Origin of the sequence: Ponticoccus litoralis (assembly GCF_039769985.1) — a bacterium.
In the GTDB taxonomy this organism is placed as follows: Bacteria; Pseudomonadota; Alphaproteobacteria; order Rhodobacterales; family Rhodobacteraceae; genus Ponticoccus; species Ponticoccus litoralis.
Map to the genome: position 1 here is coordinate 83,899 of NZ_JBDNCH010000004.1, position 19,256 is coordinate 103,154.

Consider the following 19,256-nt stretch of genomic DNA (forward strand, 5'->3'; position numbering starts at 1 on the left):
TCCGGAGACTCAGGCGTCGCTGCCCGTACCGAGCGCGACGATGACATCGGTTGCGTAGTACGCGTCTCCTTCCGGCACGACAGGGCAGGCGCATCCCCTCAACGCGTGACGCAGAAGGGCGCGCGTTTCGGGTGTGAGCTTGTCCACCAGGACAGGAACGCTGGTTTCGCTGCACCGAAGCGCATACTCGAAGTCCTGCCCGAGCGTCTGTCGGTCGGCCGGCAGTTCCCTAACCTCATTCGAGGACTGCGTGTTCAGCGCCGCCGCAATGAAGCAGACCTCCGCCAGGTCATCCTCGTCGGGGCCATGATCTTCGTCGGGGTAGCCGATTGAAACGTTCTGAATACGTGTTCCTGCAACCACGGAGGACAGCCGCCGGTGGGAATGCCCGAAGAACCATGTGTCGATGTCGCTCCGCTCGATGACTTCGGTCAGGTCTGAGTGGAAGGCTGGTGTGAGACCATCGACCGGGCCTGCGGCGGACGGGTGCGGGCCGTGGTGCGTGACGACAAAGGTCCGGCCATTGCCGGCGAAATGTGGGGTCGCCAGTCTTTCTTCCAGCCAAGCGCGGTGTTCCCCATGCACGGCGATTATGTCCTCAGGTGTAACCGGGACAATGCGGCGCGGCAGCACCTCGTCCGAGTCAAGCGACACATGACCGGGCGCTTCGATGGAGATCATGTCGAAGTCGCGCATGAAACAACGGGCGAAGTTCTTGGCAGCCTCCTGATCCCCCAGTAGGTCAAAGTTCGTCCATAACGTGGCGCAGAGAAATCGGTCGCTGCGGTGGCGGAGTTCGGTCTTCTGCACGAACCAACTCCCGCTGGCGTGAACCAGGGCACGGAGCCGGTTCTCGTTGTCGAGCCGCCCAGAATAGTAGTCGTGGTTGCCGGGGACGACGTAGATGCGATCGGCGGGAACATAGCGGCTCAGGTAGGCGAGCGCGTCCTGCAGAGACGGGCCGAAGGTGTCGGACAGGTCACCCGCGACGATCAAGGCATCGACGTTTTCCCCGAGCAGCCGATCTTCGAGGCCATGAAACTCGAGCGGGTTACTTCCATGCCAAAAATAGGACTTGAGGTGGAGGTCGGCCATTACTGCGACTGCCCCGCCATTGTCCGGGATTTCGATAACGGTGGGGCCGGGCAAAATCGCCTCCAATGAGTTCGTACGAGTTTTGACCCACAGGGAAGGCAGGCCAGGGCGCGGCTGATCGAGGTTGCGCTGGTGCGCAAACCTCTTCAGTGAGTCATTCCCTGCCTCATCACGTAACTCAGTTCAAGTCACTGATTTTGCTATATAATTTTTTCGCATCTGATGCGGCGGCCTTAAAGGCTTGAATTTGCTCGGCTTGTGGGGCCAGAAATTTCTTTTTCGCAAACTTGCTGGGGCGCGGCAGTGCGGAGTTGACCTCTGAGGCTCGAGGAATTCAGCCGTGCAATTGACAGTCAAATACCTCTATGCCTGAGTAGTTTGGGGATTAAAGGGCCAGGTAGCGTAAGAATGTCGTTTGATACGGTTGGGGAAGAGGCGCGTGACCAGCTCGTTCTGGAGCTGTCCGTCGCTCAGAAAGTAAACTTTGCATCGTCCCAGAACGGTGTCTCGGTTCTGAAAAGTGTCGTGTTGGAGAACCTTTCAGATGAGCCGCTGGAGAATATCACTCTCGAACTGACTTGCAGTCCCGGTCTGATCCGCCCGAAAAACTGGACGGTGGATCGGCTGGCGCCGGGGCAACGACAAGAGCTGCGCGACCTGGAAACGCCCTTGGATACGGTGATCCTGGGCGGTCTCAACGAGGCAGAGTGGGGAGAGCTGCAGTTCGTTGTGAAGCACGGCGAGACGGAGCTGCTGCACGAGCAGCGCCCGATCGAGATGCTGGCCCGAGACGAATGGGGTGGTGTCGGCGACATGGCGCATCTGCTTGCGGCCTTCGTATCTCCCAATGACTCGATTGTCGCTGGTGTCCTCAAGGAGGCAAGCCGACTACTGGAAGGGGCCGGCCAGAGCGGTGCTATGGATGGCTACCAGACCCGCGATCCGTCCCGTGCATGGATGCTGGCCGGGGCGATCTGGTCTAGCCGCGACCGGCATGGGGCTTACCTACGCGGTGCCTCCTGCAAGTTTCGAATTACGCGGCCAGAAGGTGCGCGACCCCGAGCCGCATCAAGTCTGAAGGGCTGGCCACCTGCCTGGATAGTGCTCTTCTGCTGGCCGGCTGCTTCGAGGCTGCTGGCCTCAACCCCGTTGTGCTCTTCTCCGAAGGGCATGCCCGGACCGGGGTCTGGCTGACGGACCGGGATTTCGGGACCATCAGCGAGCCCGACGTGATGACGGTCCGGAAGGCCATCGATGCGCGTGAGTTCGTGGTCATGGAGACCACCTTGCTGACGAAGAAGCCCAGCGTTGGGTTCGAGCAGGCGGTTGATACGGCGCGCGAGCTGACATCCGAGCGCAATGAGCACAGCTTTGTCATGGCAGTCGACATCCGGCGTGCCCGGGCGGCCCGGATTCGCCCGCTTGCCAGCCACCGCTCCGAGCTGAAGGCCGAGGCGGAAGACGTCATTGCAAGTCCGGCAGCCCTGCCGCGCCCGCTGGATCTGGGCCTGCTGCCGGGCGAACTGATCGAGGATGAGGCCTCGACGCCAGCGGACCGGATCTCTCGCTGGCAACGTAAGCTTCTGGATCTGTCGCTGCGCAACCGCTTGCTGAACTTCAAGGACAGCAGGCAGACGCTCCCCTTCCTGTGCCCCGATGTCTCGGCACTGGAAGATCAGCTGGCCGACGGCAAGAAGTTCCGCGCGCTGGCGCTCAAGGACGAGGACCCTGTCGGCGCGCGCGACCTTCTGGCGAAGGAAGAGCCCAAGCTCCTTGAGGAGGTCGCGCAGGATGCCTTCGCGAAGGGCCAGATCGCGGTCCCGCTGACCCGCAAGGAAAGCGAGCGCCGGCTGCTCGAGCTGCACCGGCGCGCCAAAAGCGACATGCAGGAAGGCGGCACGAACACCCTGTTCCCGGCCGCCGGTTTCCTGCGCTGGAAGAAGTCCGAAGGAGACACGCGCAGCTACCGCGCGCCGTTGCTGCTGGTGCCGGTGAAGATCTCTCGCAAGTCTGCGCAGTCGGAGTTCGTGATCGAGCATCACGAGGACGACGTGCGCTTCAACACCACGCTGCTGGAGTTTCTCAAGCGGGACTTCGACCTGAAGGTGCCCGAGCTGGAGGGTGATCTGCCACGGGATGAGAGCGGTTTCGACCTGCCTCGCATCTTCGAGATCATGCGCCGCAAGGTGCGCGATGTTGCCGGTTTCGAGGTGGTCGAGGAGCTTGCGCTTTCAACCTTCTCCTTTGCAAAGTTCCTGATGTGGAAGGACTTGGTAGAGCGGACCGACAGCCTGCGCGAGAGCGCGCTGGTGAAGCATCTGGTGGACAACCCGACCGAGCCTTTCCTGGCCGAAGGGACGCCGGGTCTCCCGGTCGCGGTCGACGTGGACCGCAGGCTGGCGCCGCGCGACCTCTTCACACCGCTACCCGCTGACTCCTCCCAACTCGCTGCCGTCCTGGCCGCGCAGGAGGGGCATGACTTCGTTCTGATCGGGCCGCCGGGCACCGGCAAGAGCCAGACCATCGCCAATATCATCTCGCAATGCCTCGCCATGCAGAAGACGGTTCTCTTCGTGGCCGAGAAGTCGGCGGCGCTGGACGTGGTGCAGCGGCGGCTTGCGTCGCATGGGCTTGGCGATGCTGTGCTGGAGCTGCACTCCAACAAGGCCGACCGGAAATCGGTGCTGTCTCAGCTGGGCCGCAGCTGGGCGCGGGCAGTGACCGGCACGAGGGGTGAGTGGATAAAGGTGACGGATGACCTGACGGTCACCCGCGAACAGCTGAACGCCTACGTCACGGCGTTGCACAAGAAGGGGACGCAAGGCTTCAGCGTCTTCCAGGCGATCGGGATGGCTGCCAGTCACGAGCAGCCGTTCAGTCTGACCTTCGCGAACAAAGATGCGCATGATGCGGAAAGCTACATGCACCTGCGGAAGTTGGCCGAAGCCCTTGGCCGATGCGAGGAGATCATTGCGGGCCGTAAACCGCTGCCGCTGGTCCAGGCGGAGGAGTGGTCCTTTGGCTGGCAGGCGGAACTCCTGGAACGAGGCGCGAAGCTGGGCACGGCCACCCGTGAACTGGCAGAGGCCGCCGAGGCGCTCGCGCGCCATGCCGGGCTGACCTGGGCGGGCGCGGGGGAGGCTTCCGAGGTCGCGCCGCTGGCGCGCCTCGCGTCGATCCCCGAGACTGGCGAGGATGTAAGCTGGTCGCTGACGCGGGATGTCGTCGAGATGCAGGCGCAGGCAGAGATGCTGACGGACAAGCTTGCCGCCTACACCGCCGCAGCCGGTCGAACCTCTGCGAGCTATCCGATGGCGCGGCTTGAAAGCATTCCGCTGGATCAGCTTGATGCCAATTGGCGACTTGCGCAGACGAAGATGTGGCCGTTCTCGGTCTTTGCCAAATCCTCGGTGCGCAAGCTCTTGCAGACCTATGCGGAGGGCGGAAAGGCCGATCCCCAATCCGATATCGCCGCGCTGGCGGACGCCAAGCGCGCTCGAGCCGAGGTCGAGGCGACTCCGCTCACCGGGTGCCCGGTGGTCAAGGGCGTGGAAACGGATCCTGCACGTCTTTCTGACTGGATGGACGAGGCACGGGCGATGAAGACGGTCCTCGCCGAGATCGCGCCCGCGGTCGCCGATCCGGACCGCTGGGATCTGGCCCGCCAGAGCCTTGTCCAACGGAGCGGCGGTGACCTGCGGAACGCGATCACGCTCTTCCAGCGCAAACATGAAAGCTGGCAGGAGCATGCCGGGGCCTTCGCGCAGACGGCGCATACCTCGCCCGAGGGGATGGCGCTGTCGGAGCTGCTCGCATCTCTGCAGGCCATCCAGGACAACAAAGAGCACCTGCAGGATTGGACCCGGTGGGTCGAAGTCCGCACGCAAGCCAGTGGCGCAGGGCTTGAGGCCCTCGTGCTCGCAGTCGAAGAAGGCCAGATCGAGGGCGATGTCGATGCAGCCTTCGCCTCGGCCTATGCGGCCTGGTGGTTGCCGCAGGCCATGGATGCGCAGCCTGAATTGCGGGGGTTCTCCCATTGGTCGCACGAGGACGCAATCAAGCGCTTCCGGGAATTGGACGACCGCGCAACGGAGATGGCAGCCGGGCAGGTCCTGTCTCGCATTCAGCATGGCTTGCCAGCCCAGGATGCCGTCGCGCGCCGTTCTGAACTTGGCACGCTGCGGCATCAGCTTGGGCTTCAGCGGCCCAGCATGCCGATCCGGGAGCTGATCTCGGAAATGCCCGACGCCTTCACCAAGCTGGCCCCCTGCGTGCTGATGTCCCCGCTTTCGGTGGCGCAATACCTGCCCGCGGGGCAGGCGGCCTTCGACGTGGTGATCTTCGACGAGGCCTCCCAGATCACCACCTGGGACGCGATTGGTGCGATTGCGCGGGGCAAGCAGGCGATCATCGTCGGCGACCCGAAGCAGCTTCCCCCGACGAACTTCTTCGGGCGCAGCGACGCCGGTGAGGACGAGCTGCCTGAAGCAGAGCGGGATCTGGCGTCCATCCTGGACGAGGTCGCCGCGGCAGGCATCCCGACGCAGCAGCTCGATTGGCACTATCGCAGCCGCGACGAGGCGCTTATCGCCTTCTCCAACTGGCATTACTACGGCGGTCGGCTGGTGACCTTCCCGTCACCGGCAACGGCGTCGGAAGCGGTGAGCCTGCACCAGGTCGATGGCGTCTATGCACGGGGCCAGGGCAGGACCAACGAGGCCGAAGCCCGCGCCATCGTGCGCATGACGGTGCGCCGCCTGAATGAATGGCTGACCTGGCCAGAGCAGGAGCGACTGACGCTTGGTGTCATCACCTTCAACGCCGAGCAGCAGGGTCTGATCCTCGACCTGCTGGACGAGGAGCGGCGGAAGAACCCGGATCTGGAATGGTTCTTCGAGGATGCGCGGGAAGAGCCGGTCATCGTCAAGAACCTTGAGAACATCCAAGGGGACGAGCGGGACGTGATGCTGTTCTCGATCACCTTCGGTCCTGACCATGCAGGCAAGCTTTCGATGGCCTTCGGCGCTCTGAACGGAGACGGCGGCGAGAAGCGCCTGAACGTGGCGGTGACGCGCGCTCGGGCGGAGCTGCACGTATTTGCTTCGATCCGGGCCGATCAGATCGACCTGACGCGCACCAAGGCCATCGGGGTGAAGCACCTGAAGGGCTTCCTCGATTTTGCGGCACGTGGTCCTGTCGCGCTCCCGGCGCAAGATGACGGCTCGCTCGGGCCGGTCGAGAATGTCTTCGAGGCCGCGATCAAGGCGGCCATCGAGGCCAAGGGATGGGAGCTGCGTCCGCAGATCGGCGTCTCGGGCTTCCGCATCGACCTGGGCGTCGTGCATCCGGATCATGCGGGCGTCTATCTTGCCGGGATCGAGTGTGACGGGGCGACCTATCACGGTTCTGCCACGGCGCGGGACCGGGACAAGGTGCGACAGGCGGTGCTGGAAAACCTTGGTTGGACGATCTTCCGGATCTGGTCGACCGACTGGTTCCGCAATCCTGCGGCCGTGGTCGAACGCATCCACACCGCGCTGACGGAGCACCTCGAGGCCGATCGCGCCAAGCGGGCCGAAGAAGACGCGGCACGCGACGCCATGCTCGCGGAAGATGCCGATGAGATCGAGGTCTCACATGAGGCCGAGGAAGCAGCGGTCGCTGAGGTCGAGCTGCCGATCATGGAGGTCGGCGAAGGAGGCATCGCACCGTCAGAGCCTGTCCGGCAGGAGGCACAGTTTGCCCGTGCAGCGCCGTCAGCTGCCAGGCCGGAGGTGGGAGAAACTGGTTCGAGTGAAGCCAGCCCCGATCCCGAAAGGTTCTACGATGCGGACTACATTCCCGTCCTTGAGCGCCTGATTGCGGACGTGGTCGAGCGCGAAGGGCCTATGCCGATTTCCTTGCTGGGCAAGCGGGTCTCCGGGATGCATGGCTGGCAACGGACAGGGAGGCGGATCTCCGGGCAGGTGTCCGGGGCGCTTGGCCAGGTTGAGCTGCATCCCGAGAATGATGTCGATTTCCTTTGGGCGGTGGGTACGAAAGCCGACAGGGTCGGTTTCCGGTCGGGACTGGATCGGTCTATCCGGGATATTTCCCGCACGGAGATTGCGGAGCTTTATGATCGCCATGTGTTCGAGCTGAGCAGGAGCGAGGATCCCGTTCTCGATCTGGCGCGGTACGCGGGGATTGCCAGATTGTCAGCGGATGCGCGTTCATACCTTTCGGAGTGCATTGGATGGCGATCTATTGCCAGTGAGTGAGGGAGAGCGATCGGGCGGTCGCGCCACTGCCCGTCGCATCGAGCACGTCATTGCTTTCGGGCCCCACCACGAAATCAAGGGGCTTTGTTCGGCGCTTTCTCATCGTTACTCATAAGCCTATGGAAATGCGTCACAACCAACTTTTGTCCCGGTGCCTGTCAATCGATCTCGAGGTCGATCCTTCCAGGGCAAAGATCTTTGGTATAGCGGTACGTGCGCGGTGATGAACGTACCGGTGCTAAAGTCGTGGGAAGGGATTTCCGAAGAGTTCCTCGATCAGCTCGAAGCGCAGGTCGGTGATGTGGCGCATCCGATTGGTCATAACTTCCTGAAGCACGACCTCGAACATCTGATCGCGAAACGGCCCCGTCTTGGCCAGATCATTCAGGCACCAATCGATACCCTGTGGCTGAACCCACTCGCCTTCCCGCGGAACCCATACCACCACCTCGTGAAGCACTACCACGACGGGCGCCTTGCTACCGGGCATGTGAATGATCCCGAATTGGACGCACGCCTTGTTTTCGAGGTGCTCGCCAATCAGTTGGATGCTTTTGCAAAGCTGGCGGAGGATGCGCCCGACGCGCTGGTTGCCTACCATTATCTGACCACGCGCATGGAACGCGCCGGCGGCTTTGATGCGGTGTTTTCCTATCTGCGCGGCAAGAGTTGTCCAAGCTATGACGAGGCTGCTGCCGCGATCACCCGGTTGCTCGACGGGCGAGCGTGCGGGTTGCGTGTCGAACAGACGCTGCGTCGCCTCAGCAGCCCTCAGAACGGCTGGCCGATGGCCTATGCCCTCTCTTGGATTACGGTGGCAGGCGGCGACTCCGTCATGCCTCCCTGGGTGAGGTCGCAGTTCCGCGAGGCATCTCTGATCGTCAGGCACCTGCGGGACACCTCCTGCAAGGAACCGGCCTGCACCTGGTGCGCCGAGCAGAACGACCCGGTGCGCGCCCTGGAAAGGTGGTTCGGGTTCCCCAGCTTCCGCCCCAAGCCGGTGGACCCGGAGGGACGCCCGCTGCAGGAACGCATCGTCGACGAGGCCATGTCTGGCAACAGCCTACTGGGGATCCTGCCGACAGGGACGGGCAAGTCGCTGTGCTACCAGGTGCCGGCGCTGTCACGGTTCGACAAGATCGGTGCGCTGACGGTGGTGATTTCTCCCTGGTCGCTTTGATGGCGGATCAGGTGCAGGGGATGGAGCGTGCCGGTATCTCCTGCTCGGTCACGATCAATGGCATGATGTCCATGCCGGAACGTCAGGATGCGCTCGACAAGGTCCGGATGGGCGACGCCGGGATCCTCATCATCTCTCCTGAGCAGCTTCGCAGCACCTCGATCCGTAGCGTGCTGGCGCAGCGCGAAGTGGGGCTTTGGGCGATTGACGAGGCGCACTGCGTGTCGAAGTGGGGGCATGATTTCCGGTACGGACTATCGCTATCTCGTACCGCTTCATCCGGGAGTTCTCGGGGATCAACCACCCGCGCCTGTGCTCTGCCTCACCGCGACCGCAAAGCCCGAGGTGGTTGCGGATATCATCGAACACTTCCAGTCCAAGGCCGGGGTCGATCTGTTGCCGCTTGACGGGGGCGCTTCGCGGACAAACCTGGCGTTTGAAGTGCGACCGACGAACAAGGCATCCAAATTGTCGGACGTGATGAACGTCCTCGACGCACTGCTTCCCGCCGAAGGGCGCTCTGGGGCGGTGGTCTATTGTTCTTCGCGCAAGGAAACCGAGCGGGTGGCCGAGTTCCTGAAGTCTCAGGGTGTGGATGCGGCGCATTTCCATGCCGGGATGAGCGCGGACGACAAGCAGGTCGTGCAGGAACAGTTCCGGGTGGGCGAGCTGCGCGTGATCGCCGCGACCAATGCCTTCGGGATGGGGATCGACAAGCCCGACATCCGCTTGGTCGTCCATGCCGATATCCCGGGGTCTTTGGAGAACTACCTTCAGGAGGCCGGGCGCGCCGGACGGGACCGCGAGGACGCCCATTGCGTCCTGTTGTTCGCGGCTGATGATGTAGAACGGCAGTTCCGGCTGACGGCCAGTTCGCGCCTTGCCCGGCATGAGATCGGGGCAATCCTCAAAGCGCTGCGTCGGATCGACGAGCGGACGAAGAAAACCGGCATGGTCGTCGCGACTTCTGGTGAGATCGTCCGGTCAGAGAAAGACCAAGAGTTCGAGCGCGACAGCGCCACGGACGACACCCGCGTCAAGACTGCCGTGTCCTGGCTGGAGGAAGCGCATCTTGTATCGCGGGAAGAGAACCGGGTTCAGGTGTTCCCGTCCTCCCTGCGGGTGCGGTCTGTGGATGAGGCGAAGCAGCGGTTGGCCGGGGCAGAGCTGACGCTGGCGCATCGCAACCAACTTCTGGCCATCGTGGCGCATCTGGTCTCGGCCCCGGCTGACGAAGGCGTGTCGACCGATGAGCTTTGCGGTGTGGCGGGGATATCACCCGGTGCGCTGCCAAAGGCCATGTCGACGCTGGAAACGCTGGGCATCGCGCGCAACGACGTTGCGATGACGGTTTTTGTCCACGTTGGTGTAGCCAGTTCCTCAGCACAGAGACTGGCTCAGGCTTCTGCGCTGGAGGGCGATCTTATCGCACTGATGCAGGAGCTGGCGCCGGACATGGATGACCGAACCCCGGTTCCGCTGAACCTTTCTGAAACCTGTCAGCGTTTGCGCGACAAGAACCACCCGGATGTCAGGCCCGATGCGGTGGACAGGCTGGTGCGGGGGATTGCCCAGGATGGCCGAAGCCAAGACGGCGGTCGCGGGAACATCTCTCTCCGGAGGGTCAGTCGCAATACGCTGATGGTCACTCTGGTGCGACCCTGGAAAACAGTTCGGGCAACGGCAAACTTGCGGTGGCAAGCGGCAGAGCTGCTCCTGACCTATCTGACAGGCCGGCTCGACAAGGGTGTGCGGGGCAAGGATCTTCAGGTCGAGACGACGGTCGGCGACCTGCTGGCACAGCTGAATCAGGATGCCTTCCTGAAGACCAGTGGCATTGGTGACATGACCAAGCTCATGGAGCGGGCGCTTATGTGGCTGCATGAGCAGGGCGTGGTGACGCTCGGAAAGGGGCTTACGGTGTTCCGCTCTGCCATGACGGTCTATCTCGATCCGGCAGGGGGGCAGTTCACTCAGGCGCATTTCGCGCCGCTGGAAGACCACTACGGCGAGCAGACACTCCAGACCCACGTCATGGCGACCTATGCCGAAACCGGGCTGCGGGCGATGAGCGATGCGTCACGCCTGTCGGAGGACTACTTCCTGCTCAACAAGGAGCAGTTCATGAAACGGTGGATGCCCGGCATGGGCCGCGAGGTCCGACGGCAGACCACCAGCGCCTCCTGGGAGGCGATCGTCGAGAAGCTGGGCAACAAGGTCCAGCAGGATATCGTGACGGATGACCGGGACCGGACGAATGTTCTGGTCCTGGCGGGCCCGGGGTCAGGCAAGACGCGGGTGCTTGTCCATCGGATCGCCTATCTGCTGCGTATGAAACGCGAGGATCCGCGAGGCATTCTGGTTCTCGCCTACAACCGGCACGCAGCGGTCGAAATCCGCGTGCGGCTGCGGTCGCTGGTCGGCGACGATGCCATTGGTGTCACCGTCTCTACCTGTCATGCGCTGGCGATGAAGCTTGTTGGGGCCAGTTTTGTGGGTCAGCGGGCCGAGACCGAAGATTTCGATGGCATCGTAATGGAGGCGGTGCGCCAGCTCGAGGGCGAAGGGCTGTCGAAATCCGAAGCCGAAGCGCAGCGCGAGACCCTGATCCAGGGCTATCGCTGGATCCTCGTGGACGAGTATCAGGACATCGGGCCGGAAGAGTATCAGCTTATCTCGGCGGTCGCGGGCAGATCTCTCGAGGATGCCGACCTGAAGCTCAGCCTGTTCGCCGTCGGGGACGACGATCAGAACATCTATGCGTTCAATGGCGCTTCCGTCGGGTTCATCCGGCAGTTCGAAGAAGACTACAAGGCGCGAGTCGGCGTTCCTGGTCGAGAACTATCGTTCCACCAACCACATCATTGCGGCGGCCAATGCGGTGATTTCGGCGGCGCCGGATCGGATGAAGGTTGATCATGAGATCAGGATCAACGCAGATCGCAGCCGTGATCCTGAGGGGGGCGTCCTCGCAAAGGTGGATGGGGTTGGACAGGGCCGGGTTCAGCTTCTGAATGTCCCCTCCGGCGATGTGCCACAGGCGATCGCTGCCGTCGACGAGATGGTGCGGCTGTCGAAACTGGATCCGGAGTGGTCCTGGGCCCGTGCCGCCGTCATCTCTCGTGACTGGAAGAGACTTGGCGCTGTCCGGACCTATGCTGAAAAGCAGGGTATCATGGTCGAAATGGCCAATCAGGACCTGCCAAACATCTGGCGGCTGCGCGAGACACAGGCGCTCGTGGCAAGTCTGCGTCGGCGACAGGGAGAGCTTCTGGGCGTTGCCGACATCATCGATCTCCTCAACGAGCAATCAGGCAACAAGTGGGTCGACCTGTTGGCAGAAGGTATCGCCGAGCTGGCGAGAGAGTTGAAGACAAAGACTATGCCTGTGCCCGATATCGTCGAATGGCTGGCCGAATGGTCCCGTGAGACACGGGGCGAGCAACGCGGGCTGCTCTTGCTGACAGCGCACCGGGCCAAGGGGCTTGAGTTCGATCATGTGGCTATTCTGGATGGCGGTTGGGACCGGGCATCGAAGAACGAAGACCGTGATGCTCCGCGCCGACTTTTCTACGTCGCGATGACGCGTGCCCAAAAGGGCCTGATCGTTATGGCGTCGGGCGAGCATGCGTTCCTGAAGCCCGGCACTCCCTGCGTCGTTGAGAGACAGGTCGAGCCGCATTTCCCGGCTGGAGGATTACCTTCGAGGGTCTACAATCTGCCGAATCTCAAGCATTCCGATCTGTCATATGCTGGGCGCCAAGGGGGTCGGCACGAGGTTCACCGTGCAATCCAGGAATGCCGGGTGGGTGACCCGTTGCACCTGGACCACCGAGCCTCCAACTGGGAGTTGCTGGACCGGCATGGCCGCCTCGTAGGACGCATGTCGAAGTCATGGGAGCATCCGCCGGGGCAGATCCTGCTTTCGGGTGCAGTTGGAGCTGTGGTCCAGTGGCGCAAGTCGGATGGTGACGAGAAATATGCGCACTACGCGCGTCGAGATGCTTGGGAGACCGTCCTTCCCGAACTGGTTTTTGCCCCACCGGGACAAGTACCTTCTGTCGCAACGGTGCCCGACACAGCTGTCGAGAGTGTCGTCTCACGGGCCAATCCGGCAGGCTGCACGGAGATCCGGGGCGGGCAGCTTGCGAAAGCCGTCACGCTGGATGATGCGGATGCGCTCGCTGCGCTTGCGCAGCGCATCTACAACGAAAGCCGGTCGTGGGGCGAATTCATCGACAGCTTCAAAGAACGGGGTCTTGAAGTGGCGCCCAAGGGTGGCGGCCTCGTGCTCAAGGACGGGACCGATGGGCGCGAGCTTTGCAAGATGTCTGTATTGGGCCTCAGCTACAAGGAAATGGTGCAGGGCTTCGAGGAAGGGTTTCCCGGCCATCCGTCTCCCTCCATGGCGGACTACGCTCTAGGAAAGAAGAGGGCAGGTGCGCCGAAGCCACAAAGGCGCAGCAAGCCTTCGACCGAAGAAGATGACTTCGACATCATAGATGAGTGAAATTGCCAGCGCGCTCACCCTATCTCGTCTGGCGACTACGCTCGAACGCCAGCATTGCCACTTTCCTCTTGGCCGCGATGTCGCGGACGGTCGCGGCAACTGTTGTCTCGCCGAAATCCCTTGGATTGAAGGGGCGCCCGTACCAACGGATCATGTCCTTGTGCGCCGGGTGACGGCTATTGCCCATGGCTTCCACGAAATCGACGAAACCGGGCGGGCCACCGACGTCTTCCGGCGGCGCGGTGCGCTCGCCACCCAGATAGAGCGGATAGTCGACGTCTGGATCCGCGACTTCGACATGTTCGATGACGACGCGATGCTGCCAGTTGTCACCGAAATCGTAGGTGTATTCGAACTCTGCTACGCCGCGCCCTACCAAGGTTTCCAGGCGCATGTTCTTGGCATGGTAGACCTTGTGGCCCCATGCCGCATCCTCCGGACTGGGTTCCCCGTAGTCACGCTCCCCGACCGTGAACTGATAGAGGTGGTAGTTCTCCCAAGGCATTACGCCCTGGATGAGTTCATGGAGGGCGCGTAGGTTCGTGGTCAGGCTGACCTCGACCCGCCGCCATATGGTTGGGTCGATGTGCAAGAGCTCCACGCGCAGTCGAGCGATCTGATGTGCCATGAAGGCTCCTTCCACACGTACCGAACGAGTGACCCGCGTCTCTCTATTCCGCTGCGATGCCCTGTCCGGATGCCGAAAGGCGGTTGACGTAGGACCTGAACTCCCGCGTCGAGGTGAAACACCGATACCCGGTACGAGCTTGCGAGTGAGATCAACTCCGCGCTCTCGCCCAAGAGAACAGCGACGGGTTCGGACAATTCGGTCTGGACACCATTCGGCCAGACTAGGTCGAGGATCGCGCGTTGTTCGCCGGTTTCGGCATCAACGAAGTCGAAAGACATCTGACCTTGCGCGAAGCCTTGCTGCGCCACCCAGTCGTTAAGGGCTTCCAGTTCATTGGCTTCCTCTTCGCTGGCGATGCCGCCGAGAAGAACCTTGTCGGTCAATTTGGCCGAGCGCGATCCTTCCGGGATCGCAGTGTCGCCGTGGAGCAGAGAGGCGAGGCATTCATTGGCAGCGTCGGCCAAGAGTTCCTTCCGGGCTTCGATGAAGTCGCGGTACTTATCGATCTTCCAAAGCTCGGGGTCCTGCGGGATCCACTGCGATTGGAGGGCGCCGGGGTGCGCCGCCTCTACCTCTGGGAAATATTCCTCGGGGCGACGATCCGAGATCGAGAGGTTGGTATCCTTGGTCAAGAAGCAGAAGTTCCCTAACGCGTTCACCTCCGACCGGCTGTGTGCGTTACGGTACAGAAGCGCTTTCGGAAAGATATGGTGAACTTCTAGCCGACTCATCTGCCCCAAGAGATTGTTCTTCAAGGGCAGACCTGACCCCCAGTCTCGAGCCCCTGTCATCCGCGTCAGCATGTAAAGCACAGGATAGAAACGCGAGCTGACGCTCCACGAATGGAAATGCCCTGGTTCAACACGCAGTCCGCCCTGTGCGAGCCGGAGTTCGCCAATCAGCTTGTCCAGGTCGCCCCCGCTCTGGTCGAGAATGCCGAGATCCTTGTCGATGAAGCTTTCCACGGACCCCGAGAAACGCCCCCACATGCCAGTTTGTACGAACCAGAAGAGGAGTTTGTCACGGGTCTTTGCGTCCAGCTTGCCGCCATGGGTGTCGAGGAAGCGCACCATTACGGGAATCGCGAACTTCGAGAACAGGACACGGTTATGATCGAGGCCAAGGCGACCGCCGATCATGTTCAGGCTGCTGTCGATATGCTTCACGGCGCGTTTCAGAGCGTCTGCGATGTCACCAGCATCTTGGCTGTGAAGGTAGAGGAATTTCGCCTCTCCGGTCAGGATCGTGTTCACGGACCGGAGCAGCCAATCGAGCGTGAAGTCATAGCCTTCTGAACGCCAGCGGCTGATGCTGGACTTCATCGTATCGCGGGCTTCCGGCCAGTCCGCGCAGATCTTCGCCAAGGCCAGATCGCCCTTCGATAGTTTGGTGCCGCCGCTGTTCACGCGATTGAAGATGTCGACTACGACGTCCAGCGTCTTGTCCGGACCAGTGACCTCTTCTATGTGAAAGTTCTTTTCACGAATGCCCAGCAGCTGGTTCAGGCGGTCGATGTAGTCGCCGACCTTCGCTTGCGTATCCGGGTTCTGGCCAAGGGTGGCCACGAAGGCACCGATCCCCGCGTTCCCCTTCTGCAAGACCTCGGTCACGTCGATCCAGAGGGGGTCATCCCCCATCTTGATCGGCTGGAAGAACGCAAATTCCTCGGTCTCGAGGTTGAACCTCAGGTCGGTGAAGGCCTTGGCGTTTCCATCGAAGAAGCGCGGCGGCTTGCCACGGATCACGCCATAGAGCGAGGTGATCCGCTGTTGTCCGTCCAGGAGCAGCTTCACGACACCGGGTGCCAGCTGGCCGTCCCCACGATGGGTGGCCGTTGATGCGTCGGTTGCCCAGACCAAAAGACTGCCAACCGGATGCCCTCTGTACAGCGATTGGAAAAGACCGCGGACCTGTTCACGCCCCCAGACATAGCCACGTTGGAATTCTGGAAGGGCCATGTGGCCTTTGTCGATATATTCGAGAATTGAAGAAATCTGCATTGAATAACCGATAAGCTACTGGGCGTAGCTGCAGCATGGCCTGCATCTGCATGGCTTCACAAGGTGCCACATGAAGATGCGGGACTTTTCCGGCTGCTACTTCGTTTTGGTGTGCAGGTTTGGAACCTTTCCAAGTTGTACCCATCAGCGGCACAGATTGCCCGTGACCTGCCACGGGATTTTTCCTCCGCCGTCGATTAGAGACCGGCCCAACTTGAGGACGGACAATGAAGCGAACGAGATTCACGGATGAGCAGATCATCGGCATCCTGACCGAGCACGAGGCAGGCGCAAAGTGCGCGGACCTGTGTCGCAAGCACGGCATGTCAGAAGGCACCTTCTATAACTGGAAGGCCAAATTCGGCGGCATGACGGTGTCAGAGGCAAAGCGGCTGAAGACGCTCGAGGATGAGAACGCCAAGCTGAAGAAGCTGCTGGCCGGGCAGATGCTCGATCTGGCCGCGATGAAGGAACTGGTCTCAAAAAAGTGGTGACGCCTGCCGTGAAGCGCGAGGCGGTCGCGCATCTAAAGGCCCTTCTCGGGCTATCGGAACGGCGGGCGTGCCGGATTGCCGGTGCGGATCGCAAGATGGTCCGCTACCAGGCGCAACCTGCGCCGGACAGGGTGCTGCGCGGGCGGCTGCGAGAACCGGCCAACGAGCGTCGGCGGTTCGGTTATCGGCGGCTCTTCGTGCTGCTGCGGCGCGAAGGCGAGGCCTCGGGGATCAACCGGATCTATCGGCTCTACCGCGAGGAAGGGCTGACGGTGCGCAAGCGAAAGGCCCGACGCAAGGCTGTCGGAACGCGGGCCCCGATCCTGGTCGAGGCACGGCCCAATGCGCGATGGTCGCTGGATTTCGTCCATGAGCGGTTCGCGGGCGGCCAGCGCTTTCGGGTGCTCAACGTGGTCGATGATGTGACCCGGGAGTGCCTCGCGGCGATCCCGGACACCTCGATCTCGGGGCGTCGAGTGGCGCGTGAGCTGACGGCCCTGATCGAGCGCCGCGGAAAGCCGGGGATGATCGTCTCTGACAACGGCACCGAACTGACCAGTAACGCAATCTTAACCTTCGCTGCCGCGCACCGGATCGAATGGCACGACATCGCGCCGGGAAAGCCGATGCAGAACGGCTTCGTGGAGAGCTTCAACGGGCGGATGCGGGACGAACTCCTCAACGAGACCATGTTCCGCAACCTGGCCCGCGCGCGGATGGTGATCGCGGCCTGGGCTGCCGACTACAATACCGAACGCCCGCACTCGGCCTTGGACTACCAGACCCCTGCGGAAGATGCGCGGTCCCTGACCACCGCAATCGCCCGCCTCGGCTCGCGCGAGATGAAATCTCCGCGCGTCTAGCCGATTTCTCACCCTGCGCCGATCGGCGTAAACGCAAACCGGACTCCGGTCGCGGCTGGATGAATGATCCGTGGCAGGCCAAAACACCTATCTTTCAAGGGCTTATGGCGGAGACGAAGGGAGCACTCATAACGCTTCAAGTGTCTGGCTTTGAACGAAATATTTAGGCAATCTTTGTGCCATACCTCGCTTCGTACCACACGACGGCTTGCACCAAATTCCGACAGGCCATGTCCTCCGCAAGCTTCGCCGATGATGTCGGATTGCACAGCAGTCAAGGAGCTCACAATCTTATGTCGAGCATCTGGTAGTAATTATATCACTGGATACTAGACTACCTGACCAAAATGGCTAGACTGGGACCCACGCGAGTGGGGAAAAAATTGCTTGATTCAGAACAGCTTACAGAAACCAGACACGCTGAGATCTCGGTGTTTCGGCCACTCAAAGTCGGCCCTGAAGCTGTTCTGCAAGCTGCTGTTGAGAAAGATATTGCGAAGTTACTCCCGCTTGGCGAGTTTTCATGGACCGGTAGCACCGTCCCGGTTGGGGCGGGCGTGCCAGATCTGCTACGAGCAAGTGTGCGGCCTGAGGCCGTAAGTATCGCTGATGCAGACAGCATATCCATTGCAATTCTAGGATACCTGCGCGCAGCTCGTCGCGCTCGAGTAGAGACAATCGCGGAACGTCTGGGTTTGAGCGAAAAGACCACGCTCAACAAACTAGATACGCTGCGAGGGCAGGGCGTGATCGAGCAAGTTCAAAAGAACTTTAGCTTAGCTGAGCCATGGCAGAGCATTTTGGGTGATGTTTCGGTACGTCGAGGTGAAAGTTTCCGACTGGAAGAAAGCTGTTGCGCAAGCATCACGGAATCGCATTTTCGCGCACCGGTCTTTTGTAGCTCTACCTGAAGGTGTTGCTAAACGCGTTAAGGACCGACTAGCTTTCTCTTCATTGGGCTTGGGGCTGATTTCCATCGACGACAATGGCGTAAGTCGCGTTATGAAGCGAGCAAGGAAGTCATCTCCTAAAGCGTGGGCGTACTACTATACTGTCGCAGCGAGAGCGGCAGGAGATTTGAGGGCTTCTGATAACAGTGTTTCAAGTTACTATAGATGATGCAAGTCAGCAGCACCCGGATTATGAGTTTGTAACCGCACTGACGCCAAGCGCCCAAAAAGCGGCTTTCCACGTCAAACGAAATGGCGATGATTTTTGCCTGAAAATCATTGCTCCAACGCAATCTCTGGAAAGAGTTCAGCGTGAAGTTTTGGCGATGCAAACTCTCAACCATCCCAACGTAGCCAGGGTAGTTGAATATGAGTACAGCGCGCGCGGCGGTGAAACGCGGCACTACCTAGTAGAAGAGTTTGTGGCCGGAAGCGATCTTTCACATTACTTGGCGGCTCATGGAAAGCTGAGTTTACAGCAAATCAAGGATATATTTGTTCCTCTATGTGACGGTCTGAACGCACTGGCGGCAAATAATATTGTCCACCGGGATCTAAAACCCAGCAATGTTCGGGTCGATTCTTCAGGGAAACCTGTAATTATTGACTTTGGCCTCGCACGACTTCTAGATATGGAAAGTCTCACCGCAACCGTTGAGGGTGCGATGCTGGGGACTCCGAAGTATTTCGCCCCGGAACAGCTCCGCGGTACGAAGCGTGACATCGATCCGCGAACTGATCTGTATGCTCTAGGCGTCATTCTTTACGAGGCCGCAGTTGGGAAGCATCCATCACTAACCAATAGCCCGAAGACATTTGACGAACTAGACGAAGCCATTTGTACTTCGGAGGATTTCAAATCCGACCCTGACTACTTGGGGCTTGACCCAACTCTGAAGCTTGTCCTGCAAAGATTGTTAGAAAAAGAACGAGGTCGCCGACCAGCAAGTGCAGCTATGGTCGGAACCATCCTAAATGGTTTGGGGGGCAGCAATGAGACGTGGGGCCTGGCATCAATGCGGTGCTAACAATCAGAAGTTCATTCTCGAAATGCTCCAAAACGGAACGGGTGTAGGTGCAATCCTTAGCCCAAAAGACTTAGCATACGAGAAGGCACAAGAGTACGCGGGCCAATATAAGGACGTTGGCGCGGACGTTCTCCTCGATCCTCAATTCTACGAACCTGACTTTGCGGATGGGAAACTTTCAAGCTATCCAATCGCGCAGTTCCGGCAGTCGATCGCATCTCTCGGAGCGCTTTCAGCTCCCTCGT

At 60.9% G+C, this 19,256-nt stretch carries 10 protein-coding genes and 2 pseudogenes; 9 read left to right on the plus strand and 3 right to left on the minus strand.

What is annotated here, in order from left to right; genetic code table 11:
* Window positions 1-9: 9 nt before the first annotated feature.
* Window positions 10-1,149: a metallophosphoesterase family protein gene (locus tag ABFB10_RS21065; RefSeq protein WP_347168205.1), complete on the minus strand. Its 1,140-nt coding sequence runs from the start codon at window positions 1,147-1,149 to the stop codon at window positions 10-12.
* Between the two features lie 354 nt (window positions 1,150-1,503).
* On the opposite strand from ABFB10_RS21065, the gene ABFB10_RS21070 reads away from it, so the two are divergent.
* The 6 genes and pseudogenes from ABFB10_RS21070 (at window position 1,504) to ABFB10_RS24340 (ending at window position 13,045) form a co-directional block, all read left to right on the plus strand.
* Entirely contained in the window at window positions 1,504-2,289 is a 786-nt protein-coding gene (locus ABFB10_RS21070) for a hypothetical protein (protein ID WP_347168206.1), read from the plus strand.
* Window positions 2,190-7,355 (plus strand): anti-phage protein ProA, encoded by a 5,166-nt coding sequence (gene proA / locus ABFB10_RS21075; RefSeq protein ID WP_488175606.1) that lies wholly within the window; start codon window positions 2,190-2,192, stop codon window positions 7,353-7,355. Before ABFB10_RS21070 ends, proA begins: the two co-directional genes overlap by 100 nt.
* A gap of 223 nt (window positions 7,356-7,578) precedes the next feature.
* Window positions 7,579-8,535: a DEAD/DEAH box helicase gene (locus ABFB10_RS24325; RefSeq protein ID WP_430523058.1), complete on the plus strand. Its 957-nt coding sequence runs from the start codon at window positions 7,579-7,581 to the stop codon at window positions 8,533-8,535.
* Window positions 8,536-8,555: 20 nt separating this feature from the next.
* A pseudogene (locus ABFB10_RS24330) lies at window positions 8,556-8,741 on the plus strand (hypothetical protein); the annotation flags it as partial.
* A gap of 31 nt (window positions 8,742-8,772) precedes the next feature.
* Entirely contained in the window at window positions 8,773-11,451 is a 2,679-nt protein-coding gene (locus tag ABFB10_RS24335; RefSeq protein ID WP_430523059.1) for a UvrD-helicase domain-containing protein, read from the plus strand.
* Window positions 11,441-13,045 (plus strand): 3'-5' exonuclease, encoded by a 1,605-nt coding sequence (locus tag ABFB10_RS24340; protein ID WP_430523060.1) that lies wholly within the window; start codon window positions 11,441-11,443, stop codon window positions 13,043-13,045. The genes ABFB10_RS24335 and ABFB10_RS24340 overlap by 11 nt, the downstream gene beginning before the upstream one ends.
* Window positions 13,046-13,064: 19 nt before the next feature.
* Here ABFB10_RS24340 and ABFB10_RS21085 read toward each other — a convergent pair whose 3' ends face one another.
* Complete coding sequence (locus tag ABFB10_RS21085; RefSeq protein WP_347168208.1) at window positions 13,065-13,673, minus strand: plasmid pRiA4b ORF-3 family protein; 609 nt, start codon at window positions 13,671-13,673, stop codon at window positions 13,065-13,067.
* Window positions 13,592-15,676, minus strand: coding sequence for a GmrSD restriction endonuclease domain-containing protein (locus ABFB10_RS21090; RefSeq protein ID WP_347168209.1), 2,085 nt, complete (start codon window positions 15,674-15,676; stop codon window positions 13,592-13,594). Before ABFB10_RS21090 ends, ABFB10_RS21085 begins: the two co-directional genes overlap by 82 nt.
* 227 nt (window positions 15,677-15,903) lie before the next feature.
* Here ABFB10_RS21090 and ABFB10_RS21095 point away from each other — a divergent pair.
* The 3 genes and pseudogenes from ABFB10_RS21095 (at window position 15,904) to ABFB10_RS21105 (ending at window position 19,011) form a co-directional block, all read left to right on the plus strand.
* Window positions 15,904-17,096, plus strand: a pseudogene (locus tag ABFB10_RS21095) (IS3 family transposase).
* A gap of 320 nt (window positions 17,097-17,416) precedes the next feature.
* Complete coding sequence (locus ABFB10_RS21100; protein ID WP_347168210.1) at window positions 17,417-17,944, plus strand: helix-turn-helix domain-containing protein; 528 nt, start codon at window positions 17,417-17,419, stop codon at window positions 17,942-17,944.
* Window positions 17,945-18,129: 185 nt separating this feature from the next.
* Window positions 18,130-19,011 carry a serine/threonine-protein kinase gene (locus ABFB10_RS21105; protein WP_347168211.1) on the plus strand — a complete coding sequence of 294 codons (882 nt, stop codon included), beginning with the start codon at window positions 18,130-18,132 and terminating at the stop codon, window positions 19,009-19,011.
* Window positions 19,012-19,256 lie beyond the last annotated feature (245 nt).

Excerpts from the sequence above, each read along its gene's own strand:
- ABFB10_RS21070 (WP_347168206.1), top strand. The coding sequence starts at position 1,504 with ATGTCGTTTGATACGGTTGGGGAAGAGGCGCGTGACCAGCTCGTTCTG.
- ABFB10_RS24325 (WP_430523058.1), top strand. The coding sequence starts at position 7,579 with ATGAACGTACCGGTGCTAAAGTCGTGGGAAGGGATTTCCGAAGAGTTC.
- ABFB10_RS24335 (WP_430523059.1), top strand. The coding sequence starts at position 8,773 with ATGATTTCCGGTACGGACTATCGCTATCTCGTACCGCTTCATCCGGGA.
- ABFB10_RS24340 (WP_430523060.1), top strand. The coding sequence starts at position 11,441 with ATGAAGGTTGATCATGAGATCAGGATCAACGCAGATCGCAGCCGTGAT.
- ABFB10_RS21085 (WP_347168208.1), bottom strand. The coding sequence starts at position 13,673 with ATGGCACATCAGATCGCTCGACTGCGCGTGGAGCTCTTGCACATCGAC.
- ABFB10_RS21090 (WP_347168209.1), bottom strand. The coding sequence starts at position 15,676 with ATGCAGATTTCTTCAATTCTCGAATATATCGACAAAGGCCACATGGCC.